The sequence below is a fragment of the Bacillus sp. 03113 genome (assembly GCF_006546985.1).
Taxonomy (GTDB): Bacteria; Bacillota; Bacilli; order Bacillales; family Cytobacillaceae; genus VATK01.
In genome coordinates this window covers 137,687-158,761 of the sequence record NZ_VATK01000007.1, presented here as the reverse complement: position 1 = coordinate 158,761, position 21,075 = coordinate 137,687, and the positions used below count along the sequence as shown (strand labels likewise).

The following is a 21,075-nucleotide window of genomic DNA, read 5'->3' as shown; positions in this document are numbered from 1 at the left end:
TTACCGTTTCCTTTATAGGGAAACGGCTTTCTTTTTTATGATCGAATAAACATTCGTATCATGTGGCATTCCATTTTGATACATATAATCTTTTAATACACCTTCTTTTTGAAACCCCATCTTCGTTAGCAATTGATTAGAAGCTTTATTTTCTATAAAAACAACCGCACCAATTCGATTTAAACCAAGCTCTTCAAAACCATAATTTAAAATTTTCGAAATAGCTTCTTGCGCGTACCCCTTTCTCCAATGGTCTGGGTGAATTTCATAACCGATTTCTGCTCGCTTATGTTTTGGCAGCCAAGCATTAAATCCTACCGTTCCAATTATTCCTTTAGTTCCTTTTCGCTCAATTCCCCACCGAATGCCTCTCTTTCCATTGTAATTTTTTGTGAAAAACTCTACAAATTGTTTTGCTTGGTCAATGGTTTTTAACGTTTCTTGCCCATAATATCTTGTTACCTTCTCATTAGAAAAGCAGGCAAAAACCCCTTCAGCATCCTCTTTTATTATTTCTCTTAATATCAGCCGTTCTGTTTCTAGTCTTGGGAACATGTGATTTTCTCCTATTAAAATAAATGTTTTCTTTTTTTCAAATTTTATTCAGTATATCATTCATTTATTGGAAAAATAAAACAAAAACACCTCTTTCGACTTCATTTGACTGATGTCGGAGAGGTGTTTTGCAATTTTTAAAACGTTTCATTCTTTCCCATGATTCAACCGTTAAATAGGCAGTTTGTGCATCCATGCCCTTACCTAGTAAATAGGTCATTGCTGCAACCTCTTGTAATGCATGCTCAAAAGAAGTTGCTTTCGCCTCTTTTAAGCCGTATTTGACAAAAGGGGCAATGCTATTGAATACTTGTGGTTTCAATTGAGGGTATAAAGGTTGTTTGATTTGTTGCGCTGCCCATATCTCAGACTGTGGATATTCTGGAAACGGCCTGAAATATTGCGGTTGATAATAAGACAGATGATTAGAGTATAAATAATTCATCTTTCTCCCCTTTCTTATCGTTAATTATTTCGTAATATACTATGTTCCACGAATGTCCTATGAACTAGGCATATGCCTAGTTTAAAAAAGAAATGGATATTTATGACAAACAATTAATTTTTACGTAACTCTTATTCGAAATTGTACATACTGTTATTGAGTATGAACTTTGAGGAGAGGACATTTTGGAAATTAAGGTAATGACTTTTAACATTCATCATGGAAAGGGAATGGATAAACAAGCTGACTTATATAGAATTGCTGAAGTTATTCATAAGAGTGATGCTGATATTATTGGCCTTAACGAGGTTGATAAACATTTTTCAAAGCGAAGTCTTTATGAAGATCAAGCAAGCTGGATTGCCAATCAATTAAAAATGGATCTTGTTTTCAGCCCATCTATCTCGATAAAATCGAAACGTTCAACTGAAATGCGGCAATATGGAAATGCCCTATTGTCGCGATTTCCAATTATAGAAAAGAAAATTCATGTTTTTAAAAATAGATCTGGACTACTCGAAGGAAGGTCTTTACTCGAAGGTACCATTCAAATAAACAAACAGCTATTTCGGATACATGTCACCCATCTAAGTCTTAATCCCTTTCTTCATAAAAAACAATCAGATTTTATTATAAGTCAGTCTCAAAAGGATTCTCATCCGATCATCATTATGGGAGATTGGAATATGAAACCAGGATCAAAAGGATGGAGAAAATTAACCCATGAGTTTCAAGATGTTTGGAACATTTTAGGAAAAGATGCAGGTTACACTTATCCTTCGCTTCATCCAAGAACAAGATTAGACTATATATTCGTCAGTCGTAATCTAAAGGTAATTGAAGCAGAAGTTGTAACAACAATGCCAAAAGCCTCTGATCATTTACCATTAATAGCGACACTACGTTACTAAAAAAGCTTTTTCATTTAAAGATATAAGATATCACCTCAGTTCTATAAATTGAAGTAGAGTACTCAATAATGTTATAATTGTTATAACAGTCATAACAAGGATGTGAAAGTTTTGGAACAATTTGAAAGAAAAGTTACTAAGATAGGGAACAGTATTGGAATCACACTACCTCCAGAGGTTTTGAAGCAAGTAGGATTATCCCAAGGAGATGATGTACAAGTAGAAGTAAAAGATGGAAAGATCATATTACGAAAGAAAGAGCAGCTACAGCTTCCAGATGGAGTAGATGCTGGATTTATGGATATTCTAAACGAAGTAATAAAAGAGCATGACAAAGCATTTAAAGGGCTAGTAGACAGATGAATGACGAAATAATATATTTAACCAAAAATCAAGTGATTGCTATAAATACAGTGCAGATTCGTCTATATTCACCACAAGAACCAGTAGGAGTAAAAGATCCAAGCCTACTTGATTCTGCAATTCACCGACCTATGCAATCAGTATTTGGAAATGATGCTTATCCTTCTATTTATGAAAAAGCAGCTGCTCTGTTTGAATCAATAGCTAAAAATCATGCTTTCCACAATGCAAACAAACGAACAGCCCTAGCTTCACTCATTGTGTTTTTAAAAATAAACCATTATAGATGGTCAATGGGAATTGAGGAAGAACAAGACTTTACAGTCGATGTAGTGAACCATAAATACACATTTGAAGAAATGGTCGCAATTATTAAAGAAAATACAGAAGAGCTATAAAACCATACTTAAAGTATGGTTTTATAGCTCTTCTGTATTGTTAAAGATGCGATTCTAGATTAAGCAATCATCTTATATTAATTGATGAATAGAATTCTATTTCATATAAGGTATAGTAGGTTTCAGATAAACTTTTTTATAAATTTACATCTATCTCCTCAAAAAAAGGCATGGAATAAAAGATTTTTATTATAGCTTCTTGATTGCAAAATGAACAGGTACATTTATAATGCTTGATTTTTTTTACATGAGGAACATCAAGATCCTTGAGACCATCCTTCACATGATTGCTACACACCATCAACATATTCTGAACCTCACTTTCTTTCATTGTTTATTTATAAGAGACCACCACAAAATAGAATTTTGTTTAAGACGGTTTCCTCATTTCAATGACGTTATCCAATTGCCGTTTGAGTTTTTTTCGGTAGACGATTTTTGACAATGTCACACTAAATTCGTATAAAACTAAAAGTGGCACGGTAACTAATATGTCTGATATGAAATCAGGTGGTGTAATTAAAATGGATACAACGATAAGCAAAAAGTAAGATATCTTTCGTGCTTTTGAAAGAATCATCGGATTAATAACACCAAGAGAGGTGAGAAACATGACAACAAGCGGAATTTCGAATAAAAATCCAAACGGCAGTGTCAAGTTAATCATGAATTTAAAATATTTTTCAGATGTAAACAACGTTTCAAATTGACCTTCAGACAAAGACAGTAAAAAACTTAGAACGGTTGGATACACAACAAAATAACCGAATGATAAACCGGCAACAAAAAGGATAAACAGCCCCGGAATGTACGATAGTGTCGTTTTTCGTTCTTTTTCAGAAAGTGCCGGTTTTACAAATAACCACGTTTGATGGGCGGCAACTGGAATGGTAAGAGCAAGCGCGATTACGCCGGTAATCATAAAATATACCCAGAGGATTTCACTTGGTCCTAATACAGCTAACTGATGGCCAAGATCACGAATAAGCCATGCGTAAATGTCTTTTACATAAATGAAGGAAACAACTAAAAAAATAATGAAAGCAATCAACGTATAGATGATTCGTTTCCTCAGTTCCTCAAGGTGCTCCACAAAAAGCATTTCTTTATTAGCCATACAACTCCTCCTTTCCTAAAAACAAGAGGAAGATGCAAGCTTGGTGCTTACATCTTCTTCAACATTACTTAGATTGCGTCTTTTCTTCTTTCTCTTCTGAAGAAATTAGATCTTTAGCAGAGTTTTTAAATTCTCTTAATGTGTTGCCAAAGGCACGTCCAATTTCAGGCAGCTTAGACGGACCAAAGATAATGAGGGCAATGACTAAAATCAATATTAGTCCAGGTACTCCTATATTTTGCAACATCCTATTCCCTCCTTAAAATTTAAATCCTGTAATAGCAACAACTGCCGGACGAGGCATTTTTTCGCCTTTACGGTGTGGCCATGTACTTGTAGGATTATTGATGTCTTCCGTTTCTTCACCAGGGTGTTGAACAGATAAGAATAAGGTCTGTTCATTCGGAGTGAAGCATGGACCAGTAAGTTCTGCTTCTACAGGAGCAGAGGCAAACTGCTTAGCAATTCCTTTATCCGGACCAACAGTAGGAATGACAAACATTCCATTATTGCCGAATTTTGTCCAAGCATCTTTATTTAATTTACTCGATGAGATATCCGTTACAGTCCATAAATTCGCATTGCTGTCAAAAGTTAAGTTATCGGGTGCGCTAAATCCACTTTGACGTCCGCCGGCTGCAAAAATTTCATATTCAAATTCAGTTGCTCCATGGTCACCATTTTTTTCGAAGAAACGAGTAATGTGTCCATGTAAGTTTCCGTGCTTGTCATTATTCGTATGTGCAATAAAAATTGTGTTATCAAACGGTGAAATTTCTACATCCTCTGGTCGATCGGTTGGTGTTCCGCCAAGAAGGATAGCTGCTTCTTGACAGTAGGTTACAACATCACCTTGCGTTTGGAATTTTTCTAGTAAAACTGGGTTTCCAGCAGCTGCTGATCGTACTGCCTCAATTGTAAGAGCGATCCATTTACCTTTTTGAAAGTCTGCTACATATAAAGTCCCTTCCTCTAGAAGACGGGAATTTGCTTTTCCTAATGCAGGTACATATTTATCTTTACTAACAAATTTATAGACACAAGCATCTTTTTTATCATCTCCCATGTAAACGACGACACGCTGGTCTTTGGCAAGCCCCATTGAAGCATTTTCGTGGTTGAAACGCCCAAGAGCGGTATGTTTTCGGACCGCAAACTTTGAATCGAATGGATCAACCTCGATTACCCAACCGTAATGTGTTTGATTTAACCCTGCAGCCTTAGAAGTATCTTCAAAGTTTTCTTCACAAGATAAAACCGTATTCCATAACGTTTTTCCACCGGAACAGTTAGCGAACGTACCTTGAACGTTTGTTGCATTGTTTACTGCTTTTGTTCCTTTTGCTGGTCCAGTAAGCATAAAAGGTGTTAACCCGGTTACGCGTCGAGCATAAGTGGAAGCAGGATCCATTTTCCATTTGTTTTCTTTTTTGTCATAGTACACTTCGATAATAGAACCACCTTGGTTGTAAAGCAGTTTTTCAATTTGGGCAGGAGTATATTTATCGTTTACTTTTGCTCCTTCTACGTACAAAGGGTTTGTATACTCGTGGTTTACCCACAATAATCCCCGTTTACTAGAATTTTCAATCGGAAAGTAAAGAGTGAAGTCGTTGTTAAAACCAAATGTGTCTCCCTTACCATTGATTACATCCCCATAAGCGGCTACAACATCATATTTAAATCCTTTTGGAAGAACGAGTTCGTCTTTGCTTGTAGCTTCAATCGGAGTAAATTTAAAGCCATTTTTCTTCGGTTTTACACTTAATAAGCTGTCGGTTTCTGCATTGACTGTCTCGCTTAAAATACCTAAACCAGAAGTAGCGACTGCAAGTGCAGTAGCTCCTGTTCCAATTCGTGTTAAAAAAGTACGTCGATCTAATGATTTGTTTTCCATCAAAATGGCCTCCTTTATTTTTCCTGAAAGCTTTCTTTATTCAAGAATCGTTCACTCATCGTCAGATTCATTTTGAACTAAGTTTTATCTATAATCCAAAACGATATTTGCAAAATGGACATAGACTTTGTATGTACTACTTTTATCAATCTATGAAATAGGTCATGTCCTATCCACTTACTAAGTTTAGGAAATCAAAGTAAAGAAGATGTTAATATTGTTTAAATAATTTATTAAAATTTGTTATGCAGCTTTTTATGCATTGTTAATTTAGCATGCTGAAGCTTGATCAGATATGTATAAAATCCTGATATCTTAATCTAAGTAAAAATTCTAGTAAGAATAATTGAGGTTTTTCAGCTATTCTTCTTTTACAACACAAAATAGGGTCTGTTCAGAAAGTAAGTGTAAGTTAATGAACTTTCAGGACAGACCCAAAATAAGGTACGAAATGACATGAAGGACAAAACGAGTGCGAAGTGACTTCAAAAAATCCTTCATAAGCACCATGAAGGACAAAAACAAGTCCCAAGTGACTTCAAAAAGTCCTTCATAAGCACCGTGAAGGACAAAAACAAGTCCCAAGTGACTTCAAAAAGTCCTTCATAAGCACCATGAAGGACAAAACAACTGCGATGCAACATTGAAAAGGGGCTTCCAGAATCGAAAAAATCGACTTATTGGACAGCCCCCCCTTAAATACCCCACCTATAACTTTGGGATAACAGAAATATTAAAATTTCTACTGAACTTTTTCCTCCTCTGGTTTTATACAAAACAAGACCAATAGTACACCGATTAACCCCAGTCCAAACGATAAATAAAGCATGCTTTTACTATCGCCTTTCATTAAAAAAGCAAATAAAGGCGGCCCCGCTGCTACTCCAACAAAGCGCATGGAGCTATAGAGAGAAGAGATTGTTCCACGTTGCTCCTTTTCAATCCCCTCCGTTATTAGTGCATCTAAGCTTGGTAGGGCTAAGCCAATGCCGATTCCACATATAAAGAGACTTGGTACTAATAAATAAATGCCATGAAAAAAGAATGGAATAATAAACGAACCACTCAATAATAAAAAGCCAATACCGGTACATCTTTTCATATTCCTTTTTCTATTTCCAATTCTTTTACCTGTTAAATAAGAACATAATGATAATGCTCCGAGAGGGATAGCAAGAATAAAGCCTTTCCAGATTCCATCAATATGATACTTCTCCTCAAAAAGTGTTGATAAATAAAAGAGATTCCCAAATAAGACAAGCATAATAATGGCCCCAAGTAAAAAAATAGCCATTAACCATTTCAGATTATCCTTTAATGTTGTCTTAACTATTATGACAAACTCTTTAACAGGCAAGGCTTTTTTCTCTTGTTTAGGAGGCTTCACTAAAAATTGAATGAGCAAAATGGAGGCTAAGCATAAGATAGGAATAAACCAAAATGGCAAAAACCAGACAATCACTGCTAGTAATGATCCTAAAATAGGGCTAAGTACTTTTCCAAACGTATTTGAGGTTTCAATGAGACCTAAACCATAGCTGACTTGCTCATCCTCTTTAAACATATCTCCGACACACGGCATAACAACTGGCAATGCCCCCGCGGAACCGATTCCCTGGATCGTACGACCGATGAGAATCCAAATGTATGGATGGGCTATTTTCCATGATGCCCAACCAGAGATTGCTCCCCCAATTCCTGCAATGATTAGACTTGGTATGATTATTTTTTTTCGTCCCCACCTGTCTGACAAATACCCAGCAACAGGAATGAATAAAATAGCTGCGATCGAGTAAATCGTAATAATCATGGATACCTGGAATGCACTAATATGTAATGTAGATTCAATTTTTGGAAGTACAGGGATAAGCATCGAATTCCCAAGCGTCATGACAAGAGGAACAACCGATAAAGCCAGCAAGCCACACTTTTCCTTTTTCTCCATAAAAATTCTCCTTTACTAGCTGTAGTGGTCTTTCTATTTGTTTATTTGAGAATTTATGCAGCCTGCTTTTTACTTTTTAGGTTACATTATTTTTTTACTTTTCCCTGTAACAAAAATTTCTTGCATTAAAATTAACATTTTACTTCCAAATGAAATTCCCCGATTTTAACGTGTTACCTGTCATCACTTAAAATTCTCCCATTTCAAATGCTCAATATCCTGCAGATTTTTTGCTACATGAGTTAACCATTCCATATTTCCCGCAAATTGCGGAGAGCACACAAACGGAATATTCATGCTGCGATCAGGCAAAATACATCGTATAGAACCCTTGTAAATCGTTTTATTATCAGTCTTTTCGAGATGGTGGCTATAAAATGAAACAAGTTCATAACGGTATCCTTTCGCAAGTGAATCAAAGTATTTAGTGGAGAAAATTTGTTTAATTTGAAGATACGTAAACTCATCTAATGCCCAGCGAATCATAAATTCGCCTTCAACAAGAGGCAATTGTAGCTTCATAAATCTCCCAAGACTATCCCTTGAAACATTTATGATTTTGAAATTAGTGGATGGTTTTAGCATAAGAGCATCCTCCCTTAAATAATTGTAACTATTCATTTTCTTTTAAAACTTTTTTTATATTTTTTTCCATAAACTATTGATATTCCCCTCCTTAAATGTTTTTATTAACTTAAGTGAAAAAATTAACTTGAGTAAATAAAGGAGTTTGAGTGACATTATGAAACAAAAATCATGTATGATTCTTAAAAATTATGAGCAATTAAAAACGATAAGCGACCCATTTAGAACAAAAATCCTTATGTTATTAGTTGAACAACCCTATACAGGACAACAGCTAGCACATTTACTTGAAGTTCCAAGATCAAAGATTCATTATGCTTTAACTGAACTTGAAAAGAATGGATTTATTCAAGTCGTAAAAAAAGAAGAAAAAGGCGGTATTATACAAAAATTTTACCAATCTACAGCAAGAAGCTATTACCCGAGCGATCAATTATTACCTTTTTCTGAGGATTTAGGAAACTATGTAAGAGATTTAGCTTTAAATGTTTTAGAAAGAGCTAAAATTCGAGCATTGTCTGCTCCAGAAGAAGCATTTCAATTTAATACAGCAGATAAAGAAAAATGGCCAATGATATCAATGCAATTAGAAGCCAAAGTAAATGAAGAAGAATTTATAAAATGGCTGGCTAAATATCGTAAATTGCTAGAAGAATTTAACAATATGAAGGACGATAAAGGAAAATTTTTCTATATGACAACCGTTGGATTTCAAATTGATGAACCTTTCTTTGAAGATAATAAAAACCTTTAACAAATATAATAGGGGGAATCAACAAATGCCTATTCTAAAACAAAGTGAATCTATAACTCTAAGATATGAAGCTTTAGCTTTAGTAAGAAACAAAAAATTCCTGTTATTATGGTTTTCAAGTCTTTTTACAGGTTTTTCATTATCAATGTATTTATTAGCAGAAAGCTGGTATGTTGTTGATTATCTTCACCTAAAATCAGCCCTAGGATTTGTTTTAATGGCTACCGCTTTACCAAGAGTACTATTAATGATATTTGGAGGAGTAATTGCAGATCGTTTAAAACCTACTGCTATAATGTTTTTTTCAAATTTTATTAGATCTATTCTTCTGGGTATTATGATCATTTTCTTAATACTTAATCAATTAAATATCTGGATATTAACCTTTTTTGCACTTTGCTTCGGTGTCTTAGACGCTTTTTTTTGGCCTGCAAATCAGTCAATCGTTCCATCGATTGCAAACAAGAACCAGCTTACTCTAGCTAATTCGTTTCTTCAATTTACTAATCGAACTACAAGTATTACTGGTCCCCTAATAGCTGGTTGGCTGATTGCTGTAAGTTCCTTCAAATGGGTTTTTGTTGCTATTGCTTTGCTTCTTATTACTGGAGGAATGCTTATGAACCTTTTAAAGCTTCCTATAAATTCAAATTCTAATTCCACAATTCTTAAAGATTTAAAAGATGGATTCGATTATGTATTTACTTCTCCCTTTTTAATTGGTGCAATGATAATTAGTATTCTTACCAACTTTGTATTAGCTGGACCTGCCACGTTAGCTGCCCCAATTATGACAAATGAGATATTAGATGGAAATGCGTTAGATTTAAGTTACTTAGAAGGATCCATATCTGGGGGAATGCTCATAGGAACAATTCTTGTTGCCTTTTGGAATCCAAGAAATAAAAGAGGGTTTATTTCTATCATTCGATTAATTTTTCTAGGATTATCTTTAGTTTCATTAAGCCAGTCCATTACGATGTGGCAAGCTATTCTTTGCTTTACAATAGTTGGAATGACTATAACAATTGGTGACATACCACTGCAGACTCTCATTCAAGAAAGAACTCACCCAGATAAACTAGGCAGGGTTTCTGGGCTACTTGGAACAGCGTCCATGGGGTTAGTACCTATTTCATACGCATTAACCTCTACTTTACTTTCCTTAAATATAACAATATCAACACTTTTATTATACAGTGGAATATTATTAATTTTATTTTCAATTATAGCTGTTTGGAAATTGCATTCTTTTGTGACAGCTGATTAATCGTTCTCCTATTTTTTAACACTCTTTTAAACAGTTCTATATATATATTTAATTAATATGAACAATCGTTCTATACTATAGGTGGCAGTGCGGATAATTCAAATGGAACTTAGCTCTCATCAAATTAATATGCAATCTAAAAAACTATAAAAGACAGTGAATTTTTAATTTGTTAATTGAAATCCGCGGTTCTTTTGTAAGTTATGAAACAATAGGTTAAGGCGTCAAGGTCTCATTCTTTTCTATTCAATTATTATCTTTAGTTAGGAAAAGCGATTGTCATTTCAATCCTCTCAAGGAGTACACATTATTCTCTCAAATTTAGTTATCATTTCTGGGAGCCATAATAATCTCATTAGTCCTTGTTTTGACCCTCTATAATCAATATGCTCCTTTGAAAGAATCCCATTTTTATTTTAAATGAGTTAATACAACTCATTTAAAGTATGTATCACCTTAACATCATATGAAGTCGGACTACATTTACGATTAATCCAAATCCCTTTCATTCCAGCATCATTACTTCCTATGACATCTGTTTCTAAATGATCACCGATATAATAGCTTTCTTCAACTGAACATTGTGCTCGTTCACATGCTCGCCTAAAAATTCGGCTGTCCGGCTTCGCAACTCCTAATTTATTCGATGTAAATACATGAGAAAAATACGACAAAACGCCTATTTTTTCTAGTTTGTCTATCTGTTGTTGATCTTGGCCATTGCTAATGATACTAAGGCGATACCCTTCATTTCTTAACCATGTTAAACAAGGAATGACATCCTCAAACGGAAGCCAGTTTTTCTTATAATATTCCAAATACACATTAAAAAGAGTATCCGCATCTTCGTCTCTTAAATTTTCCCCAAATACATCATTAACCCTCATTCTTCGTTGCTCCTAGAAGGATAATTGTTTGGCTAAATATTTTAGGTAGTATTTCTTTGAAGAAGCCTCCCACAGTTGTGTGAATTCCATTTCACTCATTTTTAGGTTTTGTTGAAACTTTCCATAGAAATCGATAGATGCTATCTTCTCTGCTTTTTCATGGTCTAATAGAGTGCCATCTATATCGAAAAATATCATCCTGTCCTCTCCTTAAACTGCTTTTGAAAGAATCACTTACAAATACATCTCCATTATCACAAAACGAACCCCTTCTTTATCAAAGATTTGATCCGTTTCTTTTAATCCAAATTTTTGATAGAAACTGGCTTTATTTTGACGTGCATTACACCAAAGTTTCTTTACTCCAAGCTGTTTTGCTTCTGTAATGAGATGATCTAACATCTTGCTGCCAATCCCCTTTCCCTGCTCCTCCTGGAGAGTGGCAAACTTTCTAAACTGAGCACAATCATTTTCAATAAAAAGGGTAATAACAGACAATAGCTTTTCATTGTGGAAAAAGCCGAAATGAATACTCTCGTCATCATCTGTTAATTTAATATATTCGATATCTTTATTTGGCCACATTACCTTTTGTCTCAGTTCCCAAGTTTGTTCTTTATTGATTCGTTTTATCTCCATGCTGTGTTCACCTAACTTATTAATTATTTTTTAAGTTTCTAATTTTTCAGATTAAAGCTTGTCCAATTTTTTGTATTGCTCAACCACACTTGATTTTTCCATCTATTTTTTTACATTTAGATACTTTAAGTTTACTATTAAATTGAACTTTTAAGAGTAAAAATAAATCATTTTTCCAGGAAGGTGTTTTAAATGAGAATTGGGTTGGCACAAACTAGATTTCCAGCTTCTGCAAGTGAAGGTTTAAATGTAGTAAAACAAATGATCAAAGAAGCATCTGATAAAGAATGCAGTCTAATCTCCTTTCCTGAATCTATTATTCCAGGGCTCAGAGGAGTTGGTTATCATGTGGAAGAATACAATCACAATATACAAATGGATGCATTGGATGAAATATGCACACTTGCTAGGCAAAAAAAGATAACTGTCATCCTCCCTATGGAATGGAAAGACGAACTCGGATTACATATTGTTGCCTTTGTTATCTCTAATAACGGTGAGATTCTAGGCTATCAAACAAAAAATCAGATTGACCCTGATGAAGATCAATTTGGTTATGTTCCAGGAGAAGGTCGACAAATATTTGAGGTGAACGGTGTAAGATTTGGCATTGTTATTTGCCATGAAGGCTGGAGGTATCCAGAGACAGTAAGATGGGCCGCTAGACAAGGAGCAAGCATTGTTTTTCATCCGCAATTTACTGGTGAAGTAAATAATCCTGAATTTTATAATGGAGCGATGGTATGTAGAAGCCTAGAAAATAATATCTTTTTTGCCAGTGTGAATTACGCTATAGAAAATCAGCGATGCACCACATCCTTCATCTCACCTTCAGGGGAATGCTTAAAAACGGCTCAACCAAATGAGGAAGAATTAGTAGTTGTTGAGATCGATCCAACGCAAGCAAGCCAATTACTAGCAAGACGATATAACCCAGATCTTTTTTAAATTACTAAAAAAATATCCAAATAAACTTTTATTATCCATAGAACACCCTCTTTACCATTTTAATCATAAATAATATTTCTAATTTAGAGGAAAATTAAGAAAAATATAGAAATGATTAAGAAATTGGATAAAGAGGTGTGAAATATGGATCGAATTAGTTGTTTGGCCTATATTTTGTTTCAATCTGAAAATCAGGACCTCAAAGAAATTGCCATAAAACTTGTTAGTGGTGACATCTATCTTAAGGATGTAAAAGCAAACAAGCAAACCCGGCCTCATATCGAAGCCGCTGAAAAACTTCTTGAAAAACACAATATAAATACGAATGATGTCTGTCTTTTTGTCGAGGAATATATATATGCTATTTAATTTTAGAGAGAAATGTTCTCTCTTTTTTGTTTTCATGCCACTTAAATATTAGGAATATTGTGTTTATAATAGGTTATATGGCTTCCTGGAGGTGAATTTGTGCAAACAATGATTTATAAAAAAATAACAGAATTCTTAACTGATAAGATAAATCCATCTTATATTATTGTTTTTGGATCATTTGCCAAAGGATCACAGCATCAAGAAAGTGATATTGATGTGGCTTTTTATTCTAAAGAAACCTCCATTTCATCATACGATCTATTTATGTTAGCACAAGAGTTAGCTTCCATTTTAAAAATCGAAGTAGATTTAATTGACATGACACATGCATCTACAGTCTTTCAGGCCCAAATATACACAACAGGAATCGTGATCTACTGTATGGATGACGAATTGAGAATGAATATGACAATGCTCGCACTTAGTAAGTATGCTAAACTAAATGAAGAAAGGGAAAATATTCTTAGGAAAGCCAGTGAAAGCGGGTCTATCTATGAAAAATGATGTTATTTTGAATAAAATTAGTGTCATAGAACGTTGCAAGAAAAGGATTATAGAAGTATACGATAGCAACCCTAAAAATCTTGATGACTATACAAAACAAGATTCTATTGTCTTAAATATTCAACGGGCTTGCGAAGCTTGCATCGACTTAGCTATGCATATCGTCGCAGAAGAACGTCTCGGTCTCCCTCAAACAAGTCGCGATGCTTTTGAGATGCTTCTTTCTAATTCAATTATTACAAATGACATTGCACAACGAATGAAAGCCATGGTTGGATTTCGGAATATAGCTGTTCATGACTACCAAACCATTCATGTAGAAATTTTACAGCAAATCATTGAAAAACATTTAAGCGATTTTACATCTTTTACAAAACAAATTCTTAAATCATAATTTCCTTACCAAATGGGACTTTTTGGGTAAAATTTGTTCTATCACCTTCTTAAAAGGTTCGTTCTCATTTCTTTATGAAAATGAACCTTTTTTATTTTTCTTCTTATTTAAACTCTTTAAAATAACTACATTCAAACAACCCTTTCCATAAGAAGGTATAAAAGAAAAGCATTGACAACACAATAAAAGATATTTAACATAGAGACTGACCATAAACGATAATGATTATCATTTATAAACAAGAGTATCTTATTTTTATTACCTATTCCATAAGCAAAAGTCCACGATAGTTTGGACAAGCTTAGTAACAAGGAGCGATGTAATTGGCTCAACTAACCATGGAAGAATCTAAACAACAACAAAGGAGGTCTGCCAACTCAATATTATTGATTGTATTGATTTGTATTTCTATCCTATTGATCGAGCTTGCCCTTTCATTAGCCTTTAATGTGAAAGGATTAACAAAAAGCTCATTTTCAACACTATTAAAATACAATCCAGAAAATATTTTGCACTATACCGTTTGGAGCATCCGATTTCCACGTTTTTTATTAGGTGCCTTACTTGGAGGAGCGCTAGCAGTTGGAGGCTGTTTATTGCAAGCTATTACCCGTAACCCTTTAGCAGATTCTGAGATAATGGGAGTCAATCAAGGAGCAGCACTGTTCGCTGTTATTTCTCTTGCCGCCGTAGGCTTTAAAGAATACCCCTTTCTCATTATGACCGCAGCATTTATTGGGGCAGCCGTAGGAGGCGGCGTAATCTATAATCTAGCTTTCCGTGGTGATTATTCATCCTCTCGACTCGTTCTGTCCGGCATGGCCATTAGCCTTTTTTTTAGCTCCCTCACTAGCAGTGTCATCATATTATATGAAAATGATTTATTTCAAATTCTTTACTGGATGGCTGGTAAACTCACTGGAACAACATGGCTGGATTTAAAGATATCATCGTGGACTGTTTTGCCTGTTTTGACGATATGCTTTTTTATCGCAAGGCATTTTAATATATTAGTACTTGGTGAAGATGTCGCGAGCGGCTTAGGGCTTAATGTTAGAAAAATACGACGCATGGCTGTGCTATGCATCATCATCTTAATCGGCGGGGCGACAGCATTAGCCGGACCGATCGGATTCGTTGGCTTAATGGTCCCACATATGGCCCGTTTTTTGGTTGGTGGAGATTACCGAGTTATGCTTCCAATATCCGCTCTCATTGGAGCAAATCTATTATTGCTGGCTGACCTACTCGGACAGTTTCTATTATTTCCAACAGAAGTACCTGTTGGCATCATAACTGCGATGCTCGGAACCCCTTTCTTCATCTATTTAATGAGAAGGAAAAAGGGGGCAGCAATTTAATGAAAGAAAAAAAGATTATTCATTATAAAACAAGATTTGCAATGACGATGATAATTGGATTCATCTTCCTTGTGCTTTTTTCTCTTCTTGGAATGCGGTTCGGAGCAGCACCAACCTCGTTTCATGAAATATTTGCCGAATTACAGGCTGGAGAAGGACTAGTCATTGATTTACGATTGCCGCGTGTGGTTCTTGCTATTCTCATCGGTGTCAATATGGCTGTATCAGGCTTTATTTTACAAAGCATTACTCGAAATCCATTGGCAGCTCCCGATATTGTTGGAATCACAGCAGGAGGCGGATTAGCAGCGGTTATTATGATCTTAACGATGTCTAATTTCCCGCCAATCTATATGCCGATATTCTCTTTTATTGGTGCTGTTATTGCAAGCTTTCTCGTCTATCTTTTTGCCTATCGGAATGGGATCGATCCTGTTCGTCTTGCGTTAAGCGGGGTAGCGATTAGCGCAGGAATACATGCCATTATTAAATTTCTTGTCGTCAAATATGCCTTAAGTGCTTCCCAGGCACTTGTCTGGTTGAAAGGAAGCTTATATGCCCGTTCTTGGGCGCATGTAGAAATCCTTTGGCCTTGGACTCTTGCCGGCTTGGTTATTGCGTTACTCTTTTTTAAACAAATTAATTTACTGTCATTTAACGATGATACAGTTAAGGGGTTAGGACTAGCCGTTGATCGTACAAGACTGTTTCTGATCATTTTAGCAGTTGCTTTAGCGGCTAGCTCTGTCGCTGTTGCCGGAACGATTGGCTTTGTCGGTCTCGTTATTCCACATGCAGCTCGGATACTCGTTGGGCCAGATAGTCGATTGGCCATCCCTACTGCAGCCCTATTAGGGGCAGTTCTTGTGACGATGTCAGATTTGCTTGGACGAGTCGTTTTGCCGCCATTAGAAATTCCAGTTGGTATCGTTACATCAGTCATTGGGGCTCCTTATTTCCTTTATTTATTACTTTGGCGCAAAAAAGCTTAATACCACTTTATATTACATACAGAAAAGGAAGGTTTTTATGAAGTCACTTATTTCAAAATGCTCACTAGTTGGAGTATCTATTTTCGTTGTTGGTTCTCTTTTAGCGGGATGCGGCTCAAAAGATGCAGATAAAACAGAAGAAGTAAAAAAAGAAGATAAACAAGTGATTAAAAATGTATGGGAAGATGCTACGATTGAAGGAACACCAAAACGAATTGCTACATTAGATTTTTCATTCTCAGATGAGCTTTCCGCATTAGGAATCTCTCCTGTCGCTGTTGCCGGTGTAGGTACAACAGAGGTCCCATCCTATTTAGAGGATAAAGTAAAAGATTATGTCTATGTTGGAGACAGAAGTGAGCCGAACCTAGAATTAATTCGTTCTGCGAAGCCAGATCTAATTATTGCCAATCCAGATCGTCATAAGCTACTGCAAAAGGATCTTCCTCAAATTGCACCAACCATTGCATTAGACGATAATACGTATGAAGAAGTCCTACAGAATGTTCATTTACTTGGTGATATCACTAGAAAGCAAGCTGAGGCTGAAAAAGCTGAGAAGGAATTAAAAGATCGCATTGAAAGTATTAAAGGAAAAATACAAAATAACCCAACGGTACTCGTTTCAGGTTCATTCGAAGATGATTTTCATGTTTGGGTAAAGCAATCTTTCGTTGGTTCCCTACTTACAGCAGTTGGTTTCACTTACCCACTGAATGATTCAGACATTGAAACGAAAGTACGAACTGGTAAAGTAGAAACAGGAAACCTAGGGGTTGAGGCTGTTGCTGAAATAAACCCAGACTACATTTTTGATTTCGGTGATGAAGTTAATCAACAAAAATGGGCAAGCAACCCGATCTTTAAAAACTTAAAGGCGGTTAAAGAAGGACATTATGTTTCTGTCGATCGTAACATTTGGAGCCGTGGACGTGGTGTCCAAGCTGCCCATGAAATACTTGATCAAATTGAAAAGGTAGTAGATGAAAAACAGTAATTCAATCAAGGAATGAGGAACCTTCCTCATTCCTTATTTTATTTACTCATTGATAGAGGAACGACCGCCTCATGCAGATGCCTTTCCAGCTCATCTCGATAATAATCCTCTTCTTTCTCGCTCCACTGCAAATAGGTTGACATAAATGTGATGACAGCACTCTTCCATTGATTTACCCATTTAATATGAAAAAATAAAGCCCCTGTTCTGCGAATAAAATAATCAGATGGTGTAACAACCATTTCATGTTCTATTCCATATATTAATGACGCCCATATTGCTAAAGGCAATCCTGATGTATTCGCTTCTTCTTTTGAATGATGGATGAAATCAAATATATGCTTACTGTTCGATCCATAACGCCTTATAAGTGTGATCGCTTCCTTCTCATCCAAACCTACATCCATCCCAGCACTAATTTGTTTGCTTATAAAAGATGCATACCCTTCTGCCCCACCTACATCGCCTCCTGATAAAATCACATGCTTCGTAGAACTATCTGGGTATTGAAGTCCTTCTTCATCTTTTAATTGCTGCCTAACGAGATCCACCACTTTTTCGGCCATTTTTCTATATCCGGTTAATTTGCCTCCAGCTATCGTGATTAATCCGGAATCTGATAGGAAGATTTCATCCTTACGAGAAATAGCAGATGGATCTTTTCCTTCCTCATGAATCAATGGACGAAGCCCACACCAGCTTGATTCAATATCATCAGTAGTTACATGTAAGGAAGGAAACACAAAGTTCAGAGCCGATAAAATATATTGCAGATCCTTTTCCGTTGCTCTTGGGTGAATAAGATCATCATGATAAGTTGTATCCGTTGTACCTATATAGACCTTATTCTCACGAGGAATCGCAAACAGCATTCTTCCGTCTCCAAAGGGGGTATCAAAATAAAGAGCATTGGTTAAAGGGATTTTCTGTCGATCTATGACGATATGTACTCCCTTTGTTAGGTGGATCGATTTTACTTTTTGAGAGTGATCTTTGTCTCGAAGCCTATCTACCCATGGACCAGAAGCATTCACAATTCTTTTAGCATAAATTTTTCTCTCTTCTCTTGTAATAAGGTCCATGATTTGAATGCCTACTACTTTCCCATTCTTATATAAGAAATCTTGAGCTTTAGTATAATTGACAGCAATGGCTCCTCGATGAACAGCCTCTTTTACGACCTCTATCGTCAAACGTGCATCATCTGTCCGATACTCTACATACACGCCAGCCCCAATTAAGCCATCCTGACGAATTAAAGGCTCCTTTTTAATTGTTTCTTCCTTCCTTAGCATGTAGCGGCGCTCTATTTTTTTTACATCTGCTAGAAAATCATATATTCTTAATCCGAATGAAGTTGATTGATAGCCAAATGTACCATTTTTGTATATCGGGAGCATCATCCAAATCGGTTTTGTTACATGAGGGGCATTTTCATAAACAATCGCTCGTTCTTTCCCTACTTCTGCTACCAATTTCACTTCGAATTGCTTTAAGTAGCGAAGACCACCGTGAATAAGCTTCGTAGAACGACTTGAGGTTCCTGCAGCAAAATCCTGCATATCGATTAGTCCGGTCTGAATTCCGCGAACCTGTGCGTCTAAAGCAATACCTGCTCCTGTTATGCCTCCACCTATAACGAGCAAATCCACTGGATACTTTTCAAGTGCATCTAAATACTTTGAACGATCTCTACTAGAGAAGTTCTTCATCATCGACATCGGCCCTTTCTTATTAACCTTCTACCCAATATACGCGATGAATATGTTTCTATGTAAAAAAAACGAAGTAAATATTCGGTGATAATTCGTTTAAAATGAAAGAAGAGCTCAATCTATATCGAACTCTTCTTTCTACTTTTATTCTTCTATTTCCGATGCATTTTAAATTCAAGGAATAGCTCATTGTAGTAAGCGAGCATTTTTTTACCAAAATTCTCATAGACTTCTAGCTTTTTCGTTAATTCTTCATCTGGATAAAAACGACGATCACGAATAATTTCCTTCGGTAAATAGTCCATTGCTTTTTTGTTTGGAGTGGAATAACCAACATATTCTGTATTTTTAGCCGCTACCTTTGGATCGAGCATAAAATTGATAAAAGCGTGTGCCCCTTCGATATTTTTAGCAGTTTTCGGAATGACCATATTATCGAACCATAAATTTGAGCCTTCCTTCGGCACGACATATTCGATATTGTCCTTCTCTGCGATGATTTCGGAAGCCATTCCGGACCATACTACGCCGATTGGTGCTTCTTCATTTTCTAAAAGCGTTTTGATTTCATCCCCAACAATCGCTTTTATATTTGGGGTAAGAGTATCAAGCTTTTTCTTCGCTTCCAGCAAGTGAGATTTATTTGTATCATTTAAAGAATAATGCAGGCTGTTTAAACCCATTCCCATTACTTCCCTAGCCCCATCAATCAATAAGATATCATTTCGATAATCCGGATCCCACAAGTCGTTCCAGCTCGTAATTTTCTTTCCCTTGAGCATATCCTTATTATAGGCAATGCCCACCGTTCCCCAGAAGTAAGGAATGGAATACTTATTGTTAGGGTCAAACGGCAAGTCCATAAAACGAGTATCCACATATTTTAAATTCGGAAGCTTCGAATGATCGATCGTAACCAGCAAATTCTCTTGCTTCATTTTATCGATCATATATTCAGAAGGAACTGCGACATCATAAGAGGTTCCCCCTTGCTGAATTTTCGTCATCATCGCTTCATTTGAATCAAAGGTCTCGTAAATAACCTTGATCCCCGTTTCTTTTTCAAACTGCTCGATAAGGTCCTCATCAATATAATCTCCCCAGTTATAGACCGTTAACGTATTCCCTGATGTATAGCCTTGAGAAGAGTTCAGACGAGAGACCACAAACAGCAACACAAATGCCACGACTATAAGAACGATAAAAGCACGTACAAGCTGCTTCATTTCCGCACCCCCATACTGCCCGAACGTCCATAGCGCTGATTAATAAAGTAATAGCCTATGACAAGGAGCATCGTAAACAAGAATAGTAAGGTGGATAGAGCATTGATATTCAAGGAAATTCCTCTGCGCGCTAATGAATAAATTTCTACTGAAAGAGTCGAAAATCCATTTCCAGTCACAAAAAAGGTAACCGCAAAATCATCCAACGAGTACGTTAATGCCATAAAAAATCCCGCAAAAATCCCTGGAGTAATATATGGTAAAACAACCTTCGAAAGAACATCCCAGCTGCTTGCTCCTAAATCACGTGCAGCGTCCAGTAAAGTCGGACTCATTTCTTGTACTTTCGGCAATACCATTAATACAACAATCGGCACACTAAAGGCAATATGTGAAATAAGTACAGACATAAAGCCAAGCTTAATGCCAATGATCGTAAACATGATTAAAAAAGAGGCACCTATGATCACATCTGGGCTGACAATTAATACGTTATTAAACGATAAAAGCGCGCGTTTCATGCGTACTTTTTTCACATAGGAGATTCCAAGTGCACCAATCACCCCAATAATCGTAGAAAAAGTGGCTGATAAAAGGGCAATAATGACCGTATTTAATACAATAATTAACAGTCTTGTATCTCCTAATAACTCTTTATACCACTTTAAGGTAAAGCCTTCAAAATGACTCATTGTTTCTCCACTGTTAAACGAGTAAAGCATTAAATAAAAAACGGGAGCATACAAAATAAAAAACACGAAGATTAAATAGATGTTCGAAAATTTCGATCCTTTTTTCAT

Annotated in this window: 25 protein-coding genes; 12 read left to right on the top strand and 13 right to left on the bottom strand. The window is 35.9% G+C overall.

Annotated features, from left to right (window positions below):
• Nucleotides 1-12: 12 nt before the first annotated feature.
• Together FDO66_RS08435 and FDO66_RS08430 are read right to left on the bottom strand one after the other, a co-directional pair.
• Nucleotides 13-555, bottom strand: coding sequence for a GNAT family N-acetyltransferase (locus FDO66_RS08435; protein WP_141432200.1), 543 nt, complete (start codon nt 553-555; stop codon nt 13-15).
• A gap of 64 nt (nt 556-619) precedes the next feature.
• Nucleotides 620-1,000 carry a hypothetical protein gene (locus FDO66_RS08430; RefSeq protein ID WP_181444494.1) on the bottom strand — a complete coding sequence of 127 codons (381 nt, stop codon included), beginning with the start codon at nt 998-1,000 and terminating at the stop codon, nt 620-622.
• Between the two features lie 185 nt (nt 1,001-1,185).
• On the opposite strand from FDO66_RS08430, the gene FDO66_RS08425 reads away from it, so the two are divergent.
• The 3 genes from FDO66_RS08425 to FDO66_RS08415 all read left to right on the top strand — a co-directional run bounded on the left by FDO66_RS08425 (nt 1,186) and on the right by FDO66_RS08415 (nt 2,672).
• Nucleotides 1,186-1,911, top strand: coding sequence for an endonuclease/exonuclease/phosphatase family protein (locus FDO66_RS08425; RefSeq protein ID WP_258535661.1), 726 nt, complete (start codon nt 1,186-1,188; stop codon nt 1,909-1,911).
• A 111-nt stretch (nt 1,912-2,022) separates the two neighbouring features.
• Nucleotides 2,023-2,274, top strand: a complete 252-nt coding sequence (locus FDO66_RS08420) for an AbrB/MazE/SpoVT family DNA-binding domain-containing protein (protein WP_141432199.1) — start codon at nt 2,023-2,025, stop codon at nt 2,272-2,274.
• Complete coding sequence (locus tag FDO66_RS08415) at nt 2,271-2,672, top strand: type II toxin-antitoxin system death-on-curing family toxin (protein ID WP_141432198.1); 402 nt, start codon at nt 2,271-2,273, stop codon at nt 2,670-2,672. The genes FDO66_RS08420 and FDO66_RS08415 overlap by 4 nt, the downstream gene beginning before the upstream one ends.
• Before the next feature lie 370 nt (nt 2,673-3,042).
• On the opposite strand, the gene tatC is transcribed toward FDO66_RS08415, so the two are convergent.
• The 5 genes from tatC to FDO66_RS08390 form a co-directional block, all read right to left on the bottom strand.
• A complete protein-coding gene (gene tatC / locus FDO66_RS08410) occupies nt 3,043-3,789 on the bottom strand; it encodes a twin-arginine translocase subunit TatC (protein WP_141432197.1) in 747 nt (248 codons plus the stop codon).
• A 64-nt stretch (nt 3,790-3,853) separates the two neighbouring features.
• Nucleotides 3,854-4,036: a twin-arginine translocase TatA/TatE family subunit gene (gene tatA, locus FDO66_RS08405; RefSeq protein ID WP_141432196.1), complete on the bottom strand. Its 183-nt coding sequence runs from the start codon at nt 4,034-4,036 to the stop codon at nt 3,854-3,856.
• 12 nt (nt 4,037-4,048) lie between these two features.
• A complete protein-coding gene (locus FDO66_RS08400; protein WP_141432195.1) occupies nt 4,049-5,686 on the bottom strand; it encodes a PhoX family protein in 1,638 nt (545 codons plus the stop codon).
• A 742-nt stretch (nt 5,687-6,428) separates the two neighbouring features.
• Nucleotides 6,429-7,631, bottom strand: coding sequence for an MFS transporter (locus FDO66_RS08395; protein ID WP_141432194.1), 1,203 nt, complete (start codon nt 7,629-7,631; stop codon nt 6,429-6,431).
• 183 nt (nt 7,632-7,814) lie between these two features.
• Nucleotides 7,815-8,216: a hypothetical protein gene (locus FDO66_RS08390; RefSeq protein ID WP_141432193.1), complete on the bottom strand. Its 402-nt coding sequence runs from the start codon at nt 8,214-8,216 to the stop codon at nt 7,815-7,817.
• A gap of 157 nt (nt 8,217-8,373) precedes the next feature.
• Between FDO66_RS08390 and FDO66_RS08385 the strand changes: the two genes are divergently transcribed.
• The gene (locus FDO66_RS08385; protein ID WP_141432192.1) at nt 8,374-8,970 is read left to right on the top strand and encodes an ArsR/SmtB family transcription factor; all 597 of its coding nucleotides are present in this window, start codon (nt 8,374-8,376) and stop codon (nt 8,968-8,970) included.
• A gap of 25 nt (nt 8,971-8,995) precedes the next feature.
• Nucleotides 8,996-10,240, top strand: a complete 1,245-nt coding sequence (locus FDO66_RS08380; RefSeq protein WP_181444493.1) for an MFS transporter — start codon at nt 8,996-8,998, stop codon at nt 10,238-10,240.
• A 425-nt stretch (nt 10,241-10,665) separates the two neighbouring features.
• Here the strand turns inward: FDO66_RS08380 and FDO66_RS08375 are convergent, their stop codons facing one another.
• The 3 genes from FDO66_RS08375 to FDO66_RS08370 are packed head-to-tail and all read right to left on the bottom strand — an operon-like array spanning nt 10,666 to nt 11,766.
• Nucleotides 10,666-11,127, bottom strand: coding sequence for an HAD family hydrolase (locus tag FDO66_RS08375; protein WP_258535659.1), 462 nt, complete (start codon nt 11,125-11,127; stop codon nt 10,666-10,668).
• Between the two features lie 12 nt (nt 11,128-11,139).
• Nucleotides 11,140-11,325 carry an HAD family hydrolase gene (locus tag FDO66_RS21215; protein WP_258535658.1) on the bottom strand — a complete coding sequence of 62 codons (186 nt, stop codon included), beginning with the start codon at nt 11,323-11,325 and terminating at the stop codon, nt 11,140-11,142.
• 36 nt (nt 11,326-11,361) lie between these two features.
• Nucleotides 11,362-11,766 (bottom strand): GNAT family N-acetyltransferase, encoded by a 405-nt coding sequence (locus FDO66_RS08370; RefSeq protein ID WP_141432190.1) that lies wholly within the window; start codon nt 11,764-11,766, stop codon nt 11,362-11,364.
• Between the two features lie 192 nt (nt 11,767-11,958).
• On the opposite strand from FDO66_RS08370, the gene FDO66_RS08365 reads away from it, so the two are divergent.
• The 7 genes from FDO66_RS08365 to FDO66_RS08335 all read left to right on the top strand — a co-directional run bounded on the left by FDO66_RS08365 (nt 11,959) and on the right by FDO66_RS08335 (nt 17,334).
• Nucleotides 11,959-12,714 carry a carbon-nitrogen hydrolase family protein gene (locus FDO66_RS08365; RefSeq protein WP_141432189.1) on the top strand — a complete coding sequence of 252 codons (756 nt, stop codon included), beginning with the start codon at nt 11,959-11,961 and terminating at the stop codon, nt 12,712-12,714.
• Between the two features lie 144 nt (nt 12,715-12,858).
• Complete coding sequence (locus FDO66_RS08360) at nt 12,859-13,083, top strand: hypothetical protein (protein ID WP_141432188.1); 225 nt, start codon at nt 12,859-12,861, stop codon at nt 13,081-13,083.
• 108 nt (nt 13,084-13,191) lie between these two features.
• Nucleotides 13,192-13,590 (top strand): type VII toxin-antitoxin system MntA family adenylyltransferase antitoxin, encoded by a 399-nt coding sequence (gene mntA / locus FDO66_RS08355; protein WP_141432269.1) that lies wholly within the window; start codon nt 13,192-13,194, stop codon nt 13,588-13,590.
• The gene (hepT, locus tag FDO66_RS08350; protein WP_141432187.1) at nt 13,580-13,984 is read left to right on the top strand and encodes a type VII toxin-antitoxin system HepT family RNase toxin; all 405 of its coding nucleotides are present in this window, start codon (nt 13,580-13,582) and stop codon (nt 13,982-13,984) included. The genes mntA and hepT overlap by 11 nt, the downstream gene beginning before the upstream one ends.
• 323 nt (nt 13,985-14,307) lie before the next feature.
• Nucleotides 14,308-15,345 (top strand): FecCD family ABC transporter permease, encoded by a 1,038-nt coding sequence (locus FDO66_RS08345; protein WP_258535657.1) that lies wholly within the window; start codon nt 14,308-14,310, stop codon nt 15,343-15,345.
• The gene (locus tag FDO66_RS08340) at nt 15,345-16,337 is read left to right on the top strand and encodes a FecCD family ABC transporter permease (protein ID WP_141432186.1); all 993 of its coding nucleotides are present in this window, start codon (nt 15,345-15,347) and stop codon (nt 16,335-16,337) included. Before FDO66_RS08345 ends, FDO66_RS08340 begins: the two co-directional genes overlap by 1 nt.
• A 37-nt stretch (nt 16,338-16,374) precedes the next feature.
• Nucleotides 16,375-17,334, top strand: a complete 960-nt coding sequence (locus FDO66_RS08335) for an ABC transporter substrate-binding protein (RefSeq protein ID WP_141432185.1) — start codon at nt 16,375-16,377, stop codon at nt 17,332-17,334.
• A gap of 38 nt (nt 17,335-17,372) precedes the next feature.
• On the opposite strand, the gene FDO66_RS08330 is transcribed toward FDO66_RS08335, so the two are convergent.
• The 3 genes from FDO66_RS08330 to FDO66_RS08320 form a co-directional block, all read right to left on the bottom strand.
• Entirely contained in the window at nt 17,373-19,049 is a 1,677-nt protein-coding gene (locus FDO66_RS08330; protein ID WP_141432184.1) for a glycerol-3-phosphate dehydrogenase/oxidase, read from the bottom strand.
• Nucleotides 19,050-19,201: 152 nt separating this feature from the next.
• Nucleotides 19,202-20,275, bottom strand: a complete 1,074-nt coding sequence (locus tag FDO66_RS08325; protein WP_141432183.1) for an ABC transporter substrate-binding protein — start codon at nt 20,273-20,275, stop codon at nt 19,202-19,204.
• Nucleotides 20,272-21,075, bottom strand: a complete 804-nt coding sequence (locus FDO66_RS08320; protein ID WP_141432182.1) for an ABC transporter permease — start codon at nt 21,073-21,075, stop codon at nt 20,272-20,274. The genes FDO66_RS08325 and FDO66_RS08320 overlap by 4 nt, the downstream gene beginning before the upstream one ends.